At 70.3% G+C, this 15,363-nt stretch carries 15 protein-coding genes; 6 read left to right on the top strand and 9 right to left on the bottom strand.

Annotated features, from left to right (window positions below):
- Positions 1-2: 2 nt before the first annotated feature.
- The 3 genes from AB0H88_RS04320 to AB0H88_RS04310 all read right to left on the bottom strand — a co-directional run bounded on the left by AB0H88_RS04320 (position 3) and on the right by AB0H88_RS04310 (position 1,917).
- On the bottom strand, positions 3-761 hold the full coding sequence (locus AB0H88_RS04320) for a glucose 1-dehydrogenase (RefSeq protein ID WP_357641128.1): 759 nt from the start codon (positions 759-761) through the stop codon (positions 3-5).
- A gap of 20 nt (positions 762-781) precedes the next feature.
- A complete protein-coding gene (locus AB0H88_RS04315) occupies positions 782-1,366 on the bottom strand; it encodes a hypothetical protein (RefSeq protein ID WP_357641126.1) in 585 nt (194 codons plus the stop codon).
- 155 nt (positions 1,367-1,521) lie between these two features.
- Complete coding sequence (locus AB0H88_RS04310) at positions 1,522-1,917, bottom strand: nuclear transport factor 2 family protein (protein WP_357641124.1); 396 nt, start codon at positions 1,915-1,917, stop codon at positions 1,522-1,524.
- A 195-nt stretch (positions 1,918-2,112) separates the two neighbouring features.
- Here AB0H88_RS04310 and AB0H88_RS04305 point away from each other — a divergent pair, with 195 nt between their 5' ends.
- Both AB0H88_RS04305 and AB0H88_RS04300 read left to right on the top strand, forming a co-directional pair.
- Positions 2,113-2,553 (top strand): GNAT family N-acetyltransferase, encoded by a 441-nt coding sequence (locus AB0H88_RS04305; RefSeq protein WP_357641122.1) that lies wholly within the window; start codon positions 2,113-2,115, stop codon positions 2,551-2,553.
- 268 nt (positions 2,554-2,821) lie between these two features.
- Positions 2,822-2,995 (top strand): hypothetical protein, encoded by a 174-nt coding sequence (locus AB0H88_RS04300; protein WP_357641120.1) that lies wholly within the window; start codon positions 2,822-2,824, stop codon positions 2,993-2,995.
- Between the two features lie 166 nt (positions 2,996-3,161).
- On the opposite strand, the gene AB0H88_RS04295 is transcribed toward AB0H88_RS04300, so the two are convergent.
- From AB0H88_RS04295 to AB0H88_RS04270, 6 genes are all read right to left on the bottom strand, one after another.
- Positions 3,162-4,676: an FAD-dependent monooxygenase gene (locus AB0H88_RS04295; protein ID WP_357641118.1), complete on the bottom strand. Its 1,515-nt coding sequence runs from the start codon at positions 4,674-4,676 to the stop codon at positions 3,162-3,164.
- Between the two features lie 64 nt (positions 4,677-4,740).
- Positions 4,741-5,631, bottom strand: coding sequence for an RNA polymerase sigma factor SigJ (gene sigJ, locus AB0H88_RS04290; RefSeq protein WP_357641117.1), 891 nt, complete (start codon positions 5,629-5,631; stop codon positions 4,741-4,743).
- Complete coding sequence (locus AB0H88_RS04285; protein WP_357641115.1) at positions 5,628-6,818, bottom strand: FAD-dependent oxidoreductase; 1,191 nt, start codon at positions 6,816-6,818, stop codon at positions 5,628-5,630. Before AB0H88_RS04285 ends, sigJ begins: the two co-directional genes overlap by 4 nt.
- Positions 6,819-6,952: 134 nt before the next feature.
- Entirely contained in the window at positions 6,953-7,717 is a 765-nt protein-coding gene (locus tag AB0H88_RS04280) for a hypothetical protein (RefSeq protein ID WP_357641113.1), read from the bottom strand.
- 169 nt (positions 7,718-7,886) lie between these two features.
- Positions 7,887-10,508 carry an AAA family ATPase gene (locus AB0H88_RS04275; protein ID WP_357641111.1) on the bottom strand — a complete coding sequence of 874 codons (2,622 nt, stop codon included), beginning with the start codon at positions 10,506-10,508 and terminating at the stop codon, positions 7,887-7,889.
- Between the two features lie 121 nt (positions 10,509-10,629).
- On the bottom strand, positions 10,630-11,562 hold the full coding sequence (locus AB0H88_RS04270; RefSeq protein WP_357641109.1) for a LysR family transcriptional regulator: 933 nt from the start codon (positions 11,560-11,562) through the stop codon (positions 10,630-10,632).
- A 212-nt stretch (positions 11,563-11,774) separates the two neighbouring features.
- Between AB0H88_RS04270 and AB0H88_RS04265 the strand changes: the two genes are divergently transcribed.
- From AB0H88_RS04265 to AB0H88_RS04250, 4 genes are all read left to right on the top strand, one after another.
- Complete coding sequence (locus AB0H88_RS04265; protein ID WP_357641107.1) at positions 11,775-12,482, top strand: SDR family oxidoreductase; 708 nt, start codon at positions 11,775-11,777, stop codon at positions 12,480-12,482.
- 101 nt (positions 12,483-12,583) lie between these two features.
- Positions 12,584-12,949: a nuclear transport factor 2 family protein gene (locus tag AB0H88_RS04260; protein ID WP_357641105.1), complete on the top strand. Its 366-nt coding sequence runs from the start codon at positions 12,584-12,586 to the stop codon at positions 12,947-12,949.
- 90 nt (positions 12,950-13,039) lie between these two features.
- Positions 13,040-14,275, top strand: coding sequence for a CoA transferase (locus AB0H88_RS04255; protein ID WP_357641102.1), 1,236 nt, complete (start codon positions 13,040-13,042; stop codon positions 14,273-14,275).
- Positions 14,272-15,294 (top strand): LacI family DNA-binding transcriptional regulator, encoded by a 1,023-nt coding sequence (locus AB0H88_RS04250; protein WP_357641099.1) that lies wholly within the window; start codon positions 14,272-14,274, stop codon positions 15,292-15,294. The genes AB0H88_RS04255 and AB0H88_RS04250 overlap by 4 nt, the downstream gene beginning before the upstream one ends.
- Positions 15,295-15,363 lie beyond the last annotated feature (69 nt).

Genomic DNA, 15,363 nt, shown 5'->3' with positions numbered 1-15,363 from the left:
GGTCACACCAGCACCGCGCCACCGGCGATGTCGACGATGACGCCGGTGATCCAGCTGGAGTCGTCGGAGGCGAGGAAAAGCGCGGCCCGGGCGACGTCCTCGGGCGTGCCGAGCCGCCGCAGCGGGTGTGACTCGGCCAGCGAGCGCTGGACGTCGGCCGGTAGCCATTGCTGGTTCGTCTCGGTGAGGATCGTCTCTGGGGCGAGGCAGTTGGCGCGGATGCCGTACGGGCCCACCTGGGCGGCCAGATCCTGGGTGAAGAGCTGCACACCGGCCTTCGCCGCGGCGTACGCGACGATCGTCCGTTCACTCGGCTTACGCCCGGCCGCCGAGGACAGGGTGATGATGTTGCCGGTCCCGCGCTCCTTCATGCCGGGCAGGAAGCACTTGACGGTCAGGAAGGTGCCGGTCAGGTTCCGGTCGATGTCGGCCCGCCAGCTCTCCTCCGTGATGTCCTCGATGGGCATGGGGCGGCTGTCCGAGCTGCCGGCGTTGACGACCAGCACGTCGACGCGGCCGTACCGGTCGAGGATCTCTTCGCGAATCTGGGTGAGGTCGTCGGCGACGGTGACGTCCCCGGTCACGCTGATGGCCTCGCCGCCGAGGCCGTCGATGCGTGCCTGGACCGCGGCGAGCGCGGCCTCGTCCCGGCCGTGCAGCGCGATCCGGGCCCCGGCCTGCGCGAACGTGGTCGCGATGGCCGCGCCGATCCCTCGGGAGCTGCCGGTGACCAGGGCGACCCGGTCCTTGAGAAGGTTCATCGGCTGTCGTTCCTCCGGGGTCAGGCCGTCGCCGTCAGAGCGATGATCGCCACGGCCAGGGTGGTGTCGAGCATGAGACAGAACTCGGCGAGTGACCGGGTCACCACCCTGTTCGCCCGGTAGTGGTAGACGTCCCATGCGGCGTGGCAGAGCAGGCCCAGCGCCACCAGGTAGCTGCCGGCCGTCGGGTTGACGAACAGCGCGATCGTGGCCGCGGCGCCGAAACCGAGCATGGCGATCAGCTGTAACGGCAGCCCACCGGGCTCAGGCCGGGTACCGCGCAGGGGGCCGTAGCCACGCAGGAGACCGTAGCCGCCCAGCAGGACGCCCAGGCCCAGCACCGCCCAGGTCGCCTCGAAGTCGTCATCGATGAGCTCCGCGGCCAGGATGACGGAGAAGGTCAGGAAGAACACGGGCCAGGTCGAGGCGGGTTTCCCGAACGCGGCCGCGCCCAGGTACACCACCGCCGAGGCGGCCAGCACCTTCGCCAGTTCGAGGCCCGTGGCCAGGTCCAGGATCATGAGTACGGCGGTCCCGACCCCGACCAGAACCGGCCAGTGCCGCAGCACCCGGCCGCCGAGTGGCGGGATCGTCTGTGTCGTCATCGTCGTTTACCGCCTCGGGGGATCGCGCAGTTGCGTTCATCCTCTATCCCGGCGAACTATCGGGGCCAGGACAGCAACCGGACATTTACCGGACATTGGGCCCGGACGTTTACCGGGCATCGGGCGGCATGCCCGGGAACGGGGGCGGGGTCGGGCTATGCGTCGTCGGCCATCGGGCTGAACTGGATGCCCGCCAGCCGCCACGAGCCCTCCTGCCTGACCCACGTCTGGGACACCCGTACCCGCAGCGCGACCGCCCGGCCGTGAGAGGTCGCCTGGTTGCTCTGCACGTTGCGCACGATGGCGGCGTCACCGTACATCCGGATGTCGATCTGGCTGGTGTCCAGGGCGTGGTACTGGAATTGGGCGTGGCGCCCGATCCACTGCTCCTTGTCGAGCACGTACCCCTTGGGCCCGATCGACTGGAAGTCGTCGGCCAGTAACTCGCGCAGGCGTCCGGCGTCGGCGGCCAGCTCTGCCGCGTCGAACTGCCGCTGAAGGCCGAGAACCGTCTCTTTCACCGTGGCCTCCGTGGTCTCCACGTTCTCCATGAGAGCAGAGCATAGGCGGGAGGACCGGAATGGTCACCGGACAAAATGCCCTCCTGAATTGTCCGGTTAATGTCCTGGACTACCTTCCTGGCGATGGCCGAAAATTGGCGCGCGTAACGTGCGTCAACCGAGGTCTCCCTGACCACCGCATCCCTGGCTGCGAGAGCCCCACAGCGTGCCGTAAAGTGCCACATCATGGTGGATTGGGGTATTCGGCGGGCTTTGGCGGTGGACATCGAGGCGATGGTCGAGCTACGCGCCGTGGTGATGCGGGCGGATCTGGAGCGGCTCGGCCGGTACGACGAGCACCGAGTACGGCAGCGAATGCGGGACGCCTACGAACCGTCGCACACCTGGGTGATCGAGGTCGGCGGCGAGTTCGCCGGCTGCGTGGCGCTACGGGAAGCCGAGGACACTCGCTGGCTGGAGCACTTCTACCTGGCCCCGCACCTACAGGGTTCCGGCATCGGCTCGGGCGTCCTGCGCGAGCTGTTGGACCGGTGCGACCGTGACGGTGTCCCTGTCCGGTTGAACGTCCTGCAGGGAAGTCCTGCCCGGCGGCTGTACGAGCGGCACGGGTTCACCCTGGAGTCCGAGGATCCGGTGGACGTGTTCATGGTCCGCGGCGTGTCTTGAGATCGGTGGTTCGAGCCACCGGCTGAGTCGTGATCATAGGTTGGCCTGATCGTGAGCATGCCCGTGTCCAGCGTCGGTAGGGCGCGTTTTCGTTGGGACACGCCAATGTCAAAACTGCGCGAAAACGGGGGCTCGTACGGCAAGGCCCCGTATCGTGCCAGGTAGAGGGCCTTCTCCTACTGGATCCACCCCGGACGGCGTCCACTGCGCACAGCGCGCATGGAGCCTGCTTCGGATGGGGTTCTTCGTCGGATAGGAGTTGGTTCGTATGGACTTGCAACGTGCGCTTCTTATAGCGCTCGCGATAGTCGCCTCCACCAGCATCGCGACCGCTCTCATGCTCGCGGACGGCTCCACGTGGCCCGCCGCACTCCTGACCGGTCTCGCCGCCGGCGGCGCCGTTCTGTGGGGGCTGCTCGGCTGTTTCAGGCACCACCTATAGACACGAAGGAAGGGACCCAGCCCTTCTCCAGGTTGGGCCCCTTTCTCGTCACCACAGCACGATTGGGGCCACCACGAACAGCCCTCTCCGGCAGTCGTCCTCAGCGGTGGCAGGACGCGGCCGACCGGCCGGTACCTTCGGCCGGCGGGTGACGCCGCAACGTCTATCACGCTGGATCGCCGAACCAATGGCCGGCGGCTCGTTCGAACGCTGCACGATCAGGGTCGCGATCGCCTGCCCAGGCGACTATGCCGTCGGGTCGGACGAGTACGGCCCCGAATCCGAGGTCGTTTCTCGCCGGGCCGGCCGCGTACCGTATCCGGCTCTGCCAGCCCATCGCTGAGTCGTGCAGGCGTCGGTCGGTGCTGAAATCGAGTGCGACGCCTCGCCCGTCCCGCATCAGGTCGCCGAGGCGAGTGCCGTCCTCAAGGTGCAGGTCCGGGGCGTTGCGGCCGACCAGGGGCGGCTGCTCGCTGCCGAGGTCGTAACGGAGCGACCATCCCGAGATCTTCTCGAACGCGTAGGTGGTTCCGTCACGGGTCCCGAGCAGGTCGCGGATCACTGCTTGGATCGCCTGGGCGTGCGGGTCCGGCCGCATGACCGCTGTCTGGGCGCGCGTCCAGTCGAGCACCCAGGCGCCGATCGGGTGGCGTTCGCGGGTGTAGGTGTCGAGAAGTTCGTCCGGCGCGTCTCCGTGTACGGTCGCCGCGAGCTTCCAGCCCAGGTTCAGGGCGTCGCCGACGCCGGTGTTGAGCCCCTGCCCGCCAAAGGGTGGGTGGATGTGGGCGGCGTCGCCCGCGAGCAGGACGCGTCCCTGCCGGTAGGTCGTCGTCTGCATCGCCCGATCGGTGAAGCTCGAGGCGAGATGGACATCTTTCAGCGTCACGTCGGTGCCGGACACCCGGCGCAGAACCGCCTGGAGATGGTCGCGAGTCGGCTGCTGCGAGCGATCGAAGGTGCCGCCGTCGAAGTCCAGCATGCCGATGTGCCCCTCCGCGGCCATCTGGATGTACATGCCGGTCGCGGTCGGGTTGAATCCGGGGCGTAGCTTCTCGGGATCGGCGATGGTGGCGAGCATGGTGTAGCCGGTGAACTGCGGTTCGGTGCCGACGAAGTCGAAGCCCGCGAGCCCGCGCACCGTGCTGCGGCCGCCATCGCAGCCGACGAGCCAGCGCGCCGCGTACTCGTGCTCGCCGGCTCGCGCGACCACGCTCTCATCGGTCTGCGCGACGGCTGAGACCGTGACGCCGCGCCTGATCTGCACACCGAGCTTGGCCGCCCGCTCGGACAGCACCGCCTCGACCGCTTCGAGGCTTGTCAACATGGACTCCGGTGCCGGGCTGGGCAGCCGGAACGGCAGGGCGGCGACGTCGACCTTGGCCGGATCGAGCATCATGCCGGCGAAGTGGCCCACGTTGCGAGGGGGTGACGGCTCGTCCGTGCCGGGGTTCCCGCCGGAAGGGACGCCTGAGGCCGTCAGGAGCGGGTGCAGCATCCCGCGGCGGTAGAACGCCTCCACCGACGTGGCCGACAGGCCCCGCATCCCGAGCGGGTACGCCTTCCACGGGGAGTGGCGCTCCGGCTCCCGCTCGAGCACCAGGACGGAGCAGCCCGCGAGGCCGAGCTCGCAGGCAAGGAACAGACCGACCGGGCCGGCGCCCACGATCACTACATCATGCACGAAAACTCCCCTTGCGCAGCCTGCTGCTGATGGACATCTGTACATGCTGGTCGCCAGCCATCACCTAACGGCTGATCTGGCGCGGAACCGCCACCGCGAGAAGTTTGTCTGGGTTGCGAATGGCGTAGAAATTGGTGATCTTCCCATCGGCGATCTCGATCAGGAAGACGCCTTCCAGACGCTCGCCGCTGAACGCCATCGCGGGCGTGTTGTTGCAGTTGACCATCTCGGCCCGCAGATCCCCTCGCCGCTCCTGGCGGAACAAGTTCATGATGACCGCGGCCACCTTCTCCGCGCCCACCACCGGCCGGCGCGCCGCCGTGACCTTGCCGCCGCTGTCGGCGGTCCAGGCGACGTCCGGCGCGAGCAGCCAGAGCAGCCCTTCCAGGTCGCCGGTGGACGCCGCGGTCATGAACTGCTCGGTGATCTGCGCGGTCGTCGCGGCGTCGACGGGCTCGAAGCGCTTACGCCGCGCCTGTACGTGCTCGCGGGCGCGGTGCGCCACCTGGCGCACCGTCGCCGCGGATTTGCCCACCGCTGTGGCGATGCCGCGGTAGTCGAAGCCGAACACCTCGCGCAGCACGAACACCGCGCGCTCATCGGGGGTGAGGGTTTCGAGTAGCACGAGCATCGCCATCGACACCGACTCGGCGAGCACCAGATCGGTCGAGGCGTCGTTCTCGTCGAGCAGCAGCGGCTCGGGCAGCCACGGGCCGACGTAGTCCTCACGACGGCGCGCGCTCGCCCGCAAGGCGTTGAGCGCCTGACGGGTCACCAGCTGTGCAAGATACGACTTGGTGTCCCGTACCGTCGCGAGATCCACGTTGGCCCACCGCAGATAGGCCTCCTGCAGCACGTCGTCGGATTCGATCGCCGAGCCGAGTATCTCGTAGACGATCGTGAACAGCAGCGGCCGCAACAGGGTGAACCGCTCGGCGTGCTCGTCGGTGTTCACGGGGAGGTGACCACCCGTGTGGCGGAGGCCGGCTGCTCGGGACGCGGGCCGCCCTTGGGCCAGCTCATGGAGCCCGGCTTGCGGGCCTCGCCGCGGATCCGCTTCGACACCACGAACTTGCAGGTCACCTCCTTGATCGCCGCGCCCATGCGGCCGCCGATGTAGATGTTCACCGCGGTGTCGTCCTTGCGGGCGAGCTGTCGTATGCCGGCGTGCCGGCCGAGGCTGACGCACGCCCCCGTGAAGGCCAGGTCGAGCACCGCCGGTTCGGTCCCCGCGATGCGGCTCAGCACGGTGTTGGCGGCCTGTGCCCCGAGCGGCCCGGCGGCGTAGCCGCTCATCCGCAGCGGCTGGCCCGACGGTGCGGCGGCGTCGCCGGCCGCGACAATGCGGTCGTCGTCGACACTGGTCAGCGTCTCGTCGGTGAGCAACCGGCCGAGCGCGTCGGTGCGCAGCCCACTCGCCGCCGCCAGCTCCGGCACACCGAAACCGGCCGTCCAGATGGTCAGCGCGCTCGTACGCACGGCACCGTCGGCGACGACGACCGCGTCCGGCCGCACCTCGCTCACCACGGCGTCCTGGAGCACCACGACACCGTGCCGGGACAGCCATTTGGCGATGTATCGGCGACCCGATGCGCTGAATGTCGGTGCCAGGGTCCGGCCGCACACGAGCGTGACCCCGCGCCCTTGCTCGGCCAGCTCGGCGGCCGTCTCGATGCCGGTCAATCCGCCGCCGACCACGGTGATCGGAGCATCGAGGGGCAATTCCTCCAGCCGGGCGCGCAGCCGCTGCGCGTCCTCGAATTCCGCGATGTCGAATGCGAATTCGGCCGCGCCGGGCACCGCTGGTCGTACGGCCCTGGTGCTGCCGACCGCGTAGATGACGTAGTCGTAGTCCAGGGTACGGCCGGACGCCAGCCGCACGGCGCGGGCGGCGGCGTCGATGCGCGTGACGCTGTCGACGACCAGGCGGATGCCCTCGCCGAGCAGTGTGCCGTAGTCGATCGTGGGGTCGCCGGTACGGGCCACGAACTGGTGCAGCCGGATGCGTTCGACGAACTCCGGGCGCGGATTGACCAGCGTGATGTCGACGTCGTCGCGCATCCGCAGACGGTTGGCCGCGAGCGTTCCGGCGTAACCGCCACCGATGACCACGACCTTGTGGGATGTGTTGTGTTCGGTCATGCCCTCAGGACACCGCGGACGGTTGAGGCGTGACATCACGCGACGTGACACGCGTCACCCTGCCGCTCAGGTCGAACGCGGTCCGCCGGTGGTTGCCTTCGTCGTCGATCCGCCTAGGTCATGACCGCCTGCGGTCATCTCGGCCAACTGGGTTGGTAGCAGCAGCGCATGCCCGTTTGTACGGTGGTGCTTAGTTCGTCGCCGATGATCGGATCGGCCTCCGCTATGCGGTTCAACGTACGCCTGATAGCCTTGCCCACCGCGACCCTGGCGCGTTCGGCGCTGCCGGTGAAGTGGCGGGTCCGCTCGCCGAGGCCGGTGGCCGCGGCCAGCTCGTCGAGCAACCAGTCGCGCTCGGCGCGTACCGCGGCGACCCGTTCCGAGTCGTTCATCGACTCGAGCTCGTCGATCTCGGCCCGCAGGTGCGACAGCCGCTGCATGTAGCGGCGTTTGGCCAGGTCGTCGAGTACCGGCTGGGCGCTCTCGCCGTCCCGGCCCGTCGATTGTCCGGGGAGCGCGGAGCCGGCGGCCAGTTCGAGGGCGGAGATCTCCTGGTACGGGTTGGCCAGCAGGAGCGCCAGGTGGTTCATGCCCACGCTGTGGTCGACGTAGGCGATCCGGCCGGCCAGCTCGATCCGCCATTGCCGTCCCCAGCGGTGGCAGGACACGGCCGACCGGCCGCTACCTTCGGCCGGCGGGTGATCCTGCCGTGCCAGCAGGGCGCCCAGTTCCAGCAGGCAGCGCTCGGCCCGCGAGTCCGTGGGCTCGACCAGGTCGATGATGCGCCGCAGCAGTTCCATGAGCAGGTCGGCGCGACCGTCGCTGGTGATCGGCCGCATGTCCATGTCCATGACAATCGGCCGCATGTCTATGACAGACGGGCTGGTACGCCGCGCCATGCCGTCCCCCTTATCGCCGTGATGAGTCCCCGTGCCGTGATGAGTCCCCGTGCCGTGATGAGTCCCCGTGCCGTGGTGAGTCCCCGTGCCGTGGTGAGTGCCTCGACCGTACGGGGGCGGGGTGGCGGTGGGGATCGGCGGCCGATCCCTATATTGCGGCGGGCGATACCTAACTTTCCGCCCTGGGTTCCCTTTCGGCCAGGCCGAGCCTGATGGCCTGGTCGGCGGCGGCGTTGCGGCTCGGGGCGCCCAGTTTGGCGAGGATGGACGAGACGTGGTGACCGACCGTCTTGGCGGAGATGAAGAGCTTCGCGGCGATCTCGGCGTTGGTGCACCGGGCGCAGAGCAGGGCGAGCACTTCGTGTTCGCGCCGGGTCAGCCCGAACGGATGCCCTCGGGTCGCCGCGCGCGGCCCGGCGGGGAGTGACCGGGCGCCGAGTTCGCGTAGTTTGCGCCTGACGACGCGGGTGGCGGAAAAGGCGCCGAGGCCGGTGAGGATCTCCAGGGCCTGACGGAGTTCCCGTTCCCGTGGGGCGTGCGCCAGGGCCAGCGCGGCGTCATACGGGGAGCGCAGCTCGGTCCAGGCATGCGCGGCCTTCGTGGCGTCCCCGCCGAGCTCCAGCCGGTAGGGCTCGGCGTGCGCGCCATGCGCCGGGCGGCGAGAGCCGGTCCGCCGCAGCCAGACGGCGACCGCGCCGAGATCCCACGCGTCGCACCCGTCGGAGGCGGCCGCGGCCAGTTCGGCCTCCCGGCGGGCGTGGTCCGCCTTCCCCTCCAGCCAGTACGCCTCGGCGCGGGTGAGCCGGACGGGCACGATCTGCTGCGGTTCGCAGGTACGGTCGGCGATCTCGGCCGCCTCGTCGAGATACTCCCAGACGCCGGGCTCGCCACGGCGGGCGTGGATCGCGCCGAGCTTGCGCACGATGCACAACCGGCTGCACGAGGAGAGCGGTGTGGTGGCGAGGATCTCGGCGCAGAGCGTCACCGCCTCGTCCCAGCGTCCCGTCCGCTCCAGCATGGTGGCCTGCTCGCTACGCAGGTGCATCGCGTACGTGGTGAGATCCCGCTCATCGCAATAGGCGAGGCCCTCGAGCAGTAACGGCTCGGCTTCGGCGAACTGCCGCTCGCTCACGTACGTGGCGCAGAAGTTCGCGAACGCCCGGCCCGCCTGATCTTGGTGGTGCCCGGCCAGAGCGAGGTCCAACGCCCGGCGCATGCCCCCCACCCAGTCCTCGCCCTTGGCCGCGGCCGACGCGGCCATGGTGTTGAGCACGTCGCTGAGTACGTCGGTGGCACCCAGACCCTCGGCGATCGTCTGCGCCCGCCGCGCCAGGCCGATCGCCGCGTCGTGCTGGGCCTGCAGCATGCGCCGGTTGGCGAAGATGGCGTACGCCCAGGCCAGCTCGACGCTCGGCCCGAGTGGTTCCAGGACGGACACGGCGGCTTCGGCGGCGGCGACCGCCTGATCCGCGCGGACAAGGTTCCACAGGGTGCGCGACAGCCGCCGCAGCGTATCGCCCTCCCGCAGCCGATCTCCCGCCTCGCGCCACTGCGCCAGCGCGTGCTCGCAGGCATCCGCCGCGTCCTCCCACTGGTCGAGCAGCGCCGCCTCGTCGGCCAGCCCCTCGTACAGCCTGGCGATCGTCGAGGCGTCCGCCCCGTCCGCGAACCGCAGTGCCCGCCGGAACTGCGCCGCGGCCTCACGGTGCGAGGCCAGCCACGCCGCCCGGCGGGCGGCGGCGGGGGCGTGACGCAGAACCGCCTCGGCATCGCCCGCCGCCTCGGCGTGGAAGGCCATCCGGGCCTCGTCATCACAGCCCAGGTCGGCCAGCGCGGTCAGGACGAGGCCGTGAATGGCCCGGCCGCGATGCGCCGAGACCGCCCCGGCCACCGCCAGCCGCGCGATCTCATGCCGGAACCTCAGCCACGGGCCGTCCTCGATCACCAGCCCACACCCGAGCAGCTCGTCCAGGGCGGACGGCGGGCAGCCGGTCACCGACTCCAGTAATCGCGACTCGACCCTGGTCCCGGTCAGCGCCGCCACGTCCAGCACCTGGCGGGACCCGCCGTCCAGGCGCGTCGCCCGCGCCAGCACCGCGTCCCGCGCCGACGGCGGCACCTGTGTCACCCCGGCCTGTACGACCTCGGTCACGTAGAACGGGTTCCCGCCGGTCAGCCGGTGCAGCGCGGACGCCTCCCACCCGCTCCCACGGGCCAGCAGCCCCACCGCGTCGGCGGACAGCGGCGCCAGCGCGATCCGCCGCGTCGGCCGCTGCGAAGCCAGATCGCCCAAGGCGACCCGGAACAGGTCATCCGCTGCCCGGCCCTCGTCCCGGTAAGTGGCGATGACCAGCACCGGAGCGCTCCACAGCCGCCGGCTGAGGAACCGCAGCATGTCCAGGGTGGCCTCGTCGGCCCAGTGGACGTCCTCGACCGCGACCACGTTCAGGGCCCCGGGCTCGCTGACCTCGTGCAGCAGCCCACGGAACAACTCCTCACGTCCGGCCCCCGCGCGACACAGCTCCAGCAGCGCGCCACGACGCTGGTCCGCCACGTCGAAGAGCGGCCCGAGCGGCCGCGGAGTGAACAGCCCGTCGCATATCCCCCACGACCAACGGGCATCCGGCAGCTCTTCCTGGAAGCGCTCCACCAGCGCCGACTTCCCGACGCCTGCCTCACCCGAGACCAGAACCAGCCGCCCGGCACCCTGCCTGGCCTCGGCCGCGTACTCAGCCAGCGCCGCCAGCGACGGTTCCCGCTCCAGCAACCGCATGCCCGCAGTATCCGCCATATCCCCGGAAACCGTAAGGCCGATCAGGGGCGGCCCCGTTCAGCGCAGTTCGACCTCGACCCGCTTCTCAGTGAAGATGCTGAGCAGGTACTCCAGAGTGATCGCCGGTCCCCACATCCAGCTAGTCGTCGGTCGGCCCTGTGGCGCGGAACGGGTCGTCGGCCGGCAGCCAGGCCGTGTCGGCGTCCAGGCCGAGCCTGCCGACGTCACGGGTCAGGGCTTCGACGGCGGCTCGTACGGCGGCGCGTTTCTCGACGTGGCGGCACACCAGGGCCCAGGTCCAGTACGGCGACGGGTCGGCCACCGGTCGCCGGACGAGATCGGGCGGCAGCGGCGTGGTCTGGCCTTTCGGTGAGTTGATGACAGGGCGGCGCAGCCGTCGTACGTGGTCGAAGAACGCCGGGCCGGTGATGCCGGCGTCGTCAATGTGGACGGTCTGGGATCCGGTGTCGCGGGCGAACTCCTTGGCGTAGCGGTTCCAGGAGTCCCAGGTGACGGTGTCGGCAGCCAGCAGCACCAGAGTGTCCCTGGCCCGGACCACGGACGTGTCGGCGCCTGCGGAGATCGCGTGGAGCCGATCCGCGCCGATCAGCCGAGCGTCGAGGTCGTAGGCGGCCAGGTCGTCGGTCTGAACCCAGCAGATGGCCAGATCGATGCTGCCGTCGGCGACCCGGCCGGCCTGGGTGTGTGACGGCATGACCCACGCGTCGACGTGCAGTTGCGCGATGCCGGACATGCGCGCGGCGAGGTCGGGGGGCCGCCAGTTGACGTACCCGAGCCGGACCGGTTCGGGGGCGGACAGGCGGGCCGCGGACCGGCGCAACTCGTCGGCCTGTTCGAGCAGCGCCCGGGTCGGGGACAGCAACGCCTCCCCGGCCTGAGTCAGCGTGACCGAGCGGCGGTCGCGGTCGAACAGCCGCACCCCCAGATCCCGCTCCAGCGCCTTGATCTGCTGGGAGAGCGACGGGCCGGCGATGCGCAGCCGGGCCGCGGCGCGGCCGAAGTTCAGCTCCTCGGCCACCGCGACGAAATAGCGCAGCTGGCGTAGCTCCACCCGCCCATCGTAGTGCGGTAGGAGGCTGTGCCTACTAGCAGAGAGCTAGCCCGTCGTGGCGCGACGGCGACCGCCGGGTGCACGATGGAAGCCATGGCCCCGGGGCCGGTCGGGACACGGCCGCCCGCTGTCTGAGCCACTCCCCCCACACCGGCGCCGCCCAGGAGCGGTGCGGGCGCCATAGATCCACCATCACTCACAAGGGGGAAACAATGAGTACGCCAAAGGTCGCCGTGATCACCGGCGCGTCCCAGGGCATAGGTGCGGCGCTGGTGACCGCGTACCGCAAGCTCGGTTACGCGGTCGTCGCCAACTCCCGGTCGATCGCGGATTCCGATGACCCCATGGTCCGGGCCGTCGCCGGCGACATCGCCGCCCCGGCCGTCGGGGCGCGCGTCATCGAGCAGGGATTGAAGGCGTTCGGCCGCATCGACACGTTGGTCAACAACGCCGGCCTCTTCGTGGCCAAGCCGTTCACCGACTACACCGACGAGGACTACGACCTGGTCACGGGGGTGAACCTGCGCGGGTTCTTCGAGATCTCCCAGCGGGACGTCGAGGCGATGCTCACCCAGGGCGGCGGACACCTGGTCAACATCACGACCAGCCTGGTCGATCACGCCAACAGCAAGGTACCGTCCGCGCTGGCGTCACTGACCAAGGGCGGCCTCAACGCGGTCACCAAGTCACTGGCCACCGAGTACGCCACCCGGGGCATCCGGGTCAACGCGGTCGCGCCCGGCGTCATCCGCACTCCGATGCACCCGGCCGAGACCCACGAGTTCCTGGCCGACCTGCACCCTGTGGGCCGGATGGGCGACATCAGCGACATCGTGGACGCGATCATCTATCTCGAGAACGCTCCGTTCGTCACCGGCGAGATTCTGCACGTCGACGGCGGGCAGAGCGCCGGTCACTGAGCCGGGGGGCGGCCGGTGACCCCGCCCCCGCCCCGACTGGGGACACCGCCCAGCCGGCGCCCATCACGATCCGCCCATCCGACAACTGACAGGAGAGGGCCATGACCAGTACCGAGGCCGAGATCCTCCGCACCGTCCTGGACCGATGGAAGAGCGCCGTCGACGCGCACGATCCCAAGCGCGTGGCGTCGTACTTCACCGACGACGTGATCTTCCAAGGTCTGCACCCGTACGGCATCGGCCCCGAGAGCGTCGCCGAGTACTACGACTCGCAACCGATCGGCATGACCGCCGCATACACCATCCTGGAGACCCGGCGGATGGCCGACGACCTCGTTCTCGGCTACCTGCACGTCGACTTCACCTTCACCGACCGGCCGGTCGTCACGGTCAACCTGTGCGTGCTGGCGCGGCGGGTCGGCGACGACTGGCTCATCGACCACTATCAGGTCTCACGGCTGCCCTGATCTGCCGAAGCGCGGGAGGCCGAGGGCGGCTATCGTCTTCCTGGTGACGTCTTCGTGCCCGAGGGCGAGGGTGCAGGCAGGGGCGGCCCGGTGACGGACACCCGGCGCTCGCAGCCGTTGCGCGGCCTGCGGATCGTCGAGATCTCCAGCTATGTGGCGACCCCGCTGAGCGGGATGACACTGGCCCAGCTGGGCGCCGACGTGATCAGGGTCGAGCCGGTCGGCGGCGCGGTCGACCGTACGCGCTGGCCGCTGGCCGAGAGCGGGACGAGCCTGTACTGGTCGGGGCTGAACAAGGGTAAGCGCGCCATCGAGGTGGACCTGTCCGCCGAGGAGGGTCGCGCACTCGTCGGCGAGCTGATCGTCAGCGGCGGGCCGCGCGGCGGGATCGTGATCAGCAACTCCGAGCGCTACCCGGAGCTGTCCTTCGAGGCGCTGAGCGCGCGCCGCCCCGACGTGATCCACGTGCTGCTCACCGGCCGCCGCGACGGCGGGGCCGCGGTGGACTACACGGTGCAGGCGGCGACCGGGTTCCCCCTGCTGACCGGCCCGGAGGACGTGGCGGAACCGGTGAACAGCCTGGTGCCGGCCTGGGACGTGGTCGCGGGTCTGTACCTGACGGTCGGGCTGCTGGCCGCGGAGCGGCACCGTCTGCTGACGGGGGAGGGGCAGCAGGTACGGGTCGCGCTGGAGGACGTCGCCCTGGCGACCGCCGGGAACCTCGGCTATCTCGCCGAGGCGCAGCTGAGCGGCACACCGAGGGAACGCGGCGGCAACTACGTCTACGGCACCTTCGGCCGCGACTTCACCACGGCCGACGGCGGGCGGCTGATGGTGGTGGCGCTGACCGCCCGGCACTGGCGCGGGCTGCTGACCGCGACCGGCCTGAGCGACGTGGTCAGCGCGCTGGCCGCCGCGCTCGGGGTGGACTTCGCCGACGAGGCGGCCCGCTACCGGCATCGTAAGGTGCTCGGCGAGCTGCTCGCGGGCTGGTTCGAGGGCCGTACCCTCGCCGAGGCCGAGTCGGCGCTGCGGGCCGGCCGAGTGCTGTGGTCGAGATATCGCAGCTTCACCGAGCTGGCCGCGCTGCTGGGCGAGAACCCGCTGATGGGAGCGGTCGAGCAGCCAGGAGTCGGCGGGCACTGGGCGCCCGGCTCGCCCGTGGTGATGGACGGGGAGCAGTCGCCGCCGCAGGCCGCGCCGCAGGTGGGCCGGCACACCGGCGAGGTGCTGCGGGCCGAGCTCGGACTGTCGGCCCAGGACGTCGCGACGCTGCGCAAGCATGGTGTCGTCAGTGAACCGGTAAATCCTGGGACGGCCGAATGAAGCGACCCACGATCGACGACATCGCCCGCCGGGCCGGTGTCTCGAAGGGCGCGGTGTCGTTCGCGTTGAACGGTCGTCCGGGTGTCTCCAGCGAGACCCGCCGCCGTATCCAGGCCATCGCCGCCGAGCTGGGCTGGCAGCCGAACAGCCTGGCCCGGGCCCTGTTCGACGGGCGGCCCGACGTACTGGGCCTCGTCGTGGACCGGCCGGCGCGCACGCTCGGGCTGGAGCCGTTCTTCATGCAGCTGATCTCCGGCATCGAGGCCACGCTGTCGGCGGAGTCCGTGGGGCTGCTGCTGCAGATGACCGAGGACCCCGAAACCGAGATCGCGATTTATCGGAAATGGTGGGCGCAGCACCGGGTGGCCGGGGTGTTCGTCGTCGATCTGCGGGCCGAGGACGCCAGGATCGCCGTGCTGGAGGAGCTGAAGCTGCCCGCCGTGGTCATCGGCGGACCTGAAGGGACCGGGCGGCTGCCCGCCGTCTGGAGCGACGACGCCGGCGCGATCGGCGTGGTGATGGAGCACCTGGCCGGGCTGGGGCACCGCAGGATCGCCAGGGTCGCGGGGCAGGAGGAGCTCAGGCACACCCGCGCCAGGACCGTCGCGATGCGGGCGGCGGCCGACAGGCTGGGGGTGGCGGCCGTCACCGTGTACGCCGACTACAGCGGCGAGAGTGGCGAGCGGGCCACCCTCGACCTCCTGCGCGGACCCGGGCGGCCGACGGCCATCGTGTACGACAACGACGTGATGGCCGTGGCCGGCACCGCCGCCGCTCGCGAGGCGGGCTTCTCGGTGCCCGCCGAGCTGTCCGTCGTGGCCTGGGACGACTCCGCCCTGTGCCTGCTGGCCCGCCCGCACCTGACGGCGGTGAGCAGGGACATCGCCGCGTTCGGTGCCAACGCCGCCCGGTCGCTGCTCAGCCTGGTACAGGGCCGGGAGGTGGCCGACTCGCGGCAGGCCGAGCCGCGCCTGGTGAGCAGGGGGAGTACGGCTCCCTGCCCTGAATCGGTTCAGTAACCGAGCGGAAATGTCCGCGACTAATCATTGCAACTAAACGGGTTTAGTGATGGCATGTCAGCCAATCCC

Origin of the sequence: Nonomuraea sp. NPDC050680 (assembly GCF_040654555.1) — a bacterium.
Taxonomy (GTDB): Bacteria; Actinomycetota; Actinomycetes; order Streptosporangiales; family Streptosporangiaceae; genus Nonomuraea.
This window is presented reverse-complemented; position numbering and strand designations above follow the sequence as displayed.

Coding starts and splice junctions, on each gene's coding strand:
- AB0H88_RS04320 (WP_357641128.1), bottom strand. CDS start 761: ATGAACCTTCTCAAGGACCGGGTCGCCCTGGTCACCGGCAGCTCCCGA.
- AB0H88_RS04315 (WP_357641126.1), bottom strand. CDS start 1,366: ATGACGACACAGACGATCCCGCCACTCGGCGGCCGGGTGCTGCGGCAC.
- AB0H88_RS04310 (WP_357641124.1), bottom strand. CDS start 1,917: ATGGAGAACGTGGAGACCACGGAGGCCACGGTGAAAGAGACGGTTCTC.
- AB0H88_RS04305 (WP_357641122.1), top strand. CDS start 2,113: ATGGTGGATTGGGGTATTCGGCGGGCTTTGGCGGTGGACATCGAGGCG.
- AB0H88_RS04300 (WP_357641120.1), top strand. CDS start 2,822: ATGGACTTGCAACGTGCGCTTCTTATAGCGCTCGCGATAGTCGCCTCC.
- AB0H88_RS04285 (WP_357641115.1), bottom strand. CDS start 6,818: ATGACCGAACACAACACATCCCACAAGGTCGTGGTCATCGGTGGCGGT.
- AB0H88_RS04280 (WP_357641113.1), bottom strand. CDS start 7,717: ATGGCGCGGCGTACCAGCCCGTCTGTCATAGACATGCGGCCGATTGTC.
- AB0H88_RS04275 (WP_357641111.1), bottom strand. CDS start 10,508: ATGGCGGATACTGCGGGCATGCGGTTGCTGGAGCGGGAACCGTCGCTG.
- AB0H88_RS04265 (WP_357641107.1), top strand. CDS start 11,775: ATGAGTACGCCAAAGGTCGCCGTGATCACCGGCGCGTCCCAGGGCATA.
- AB0H88_RS04260 (WP_357641105.1), top strand. CDS start 12,584: ATGACCAGTACCGAGGCCGAGATCCTCCGCACCGTCCTGGACCGATGG.
- AB0H88_RS04250 (WP_357641099.1), top strand. CDS start 14,272: ATGAAGCGACCCACGATCGACGACATCGCCCGCCGGGCCGGTGTCTCG.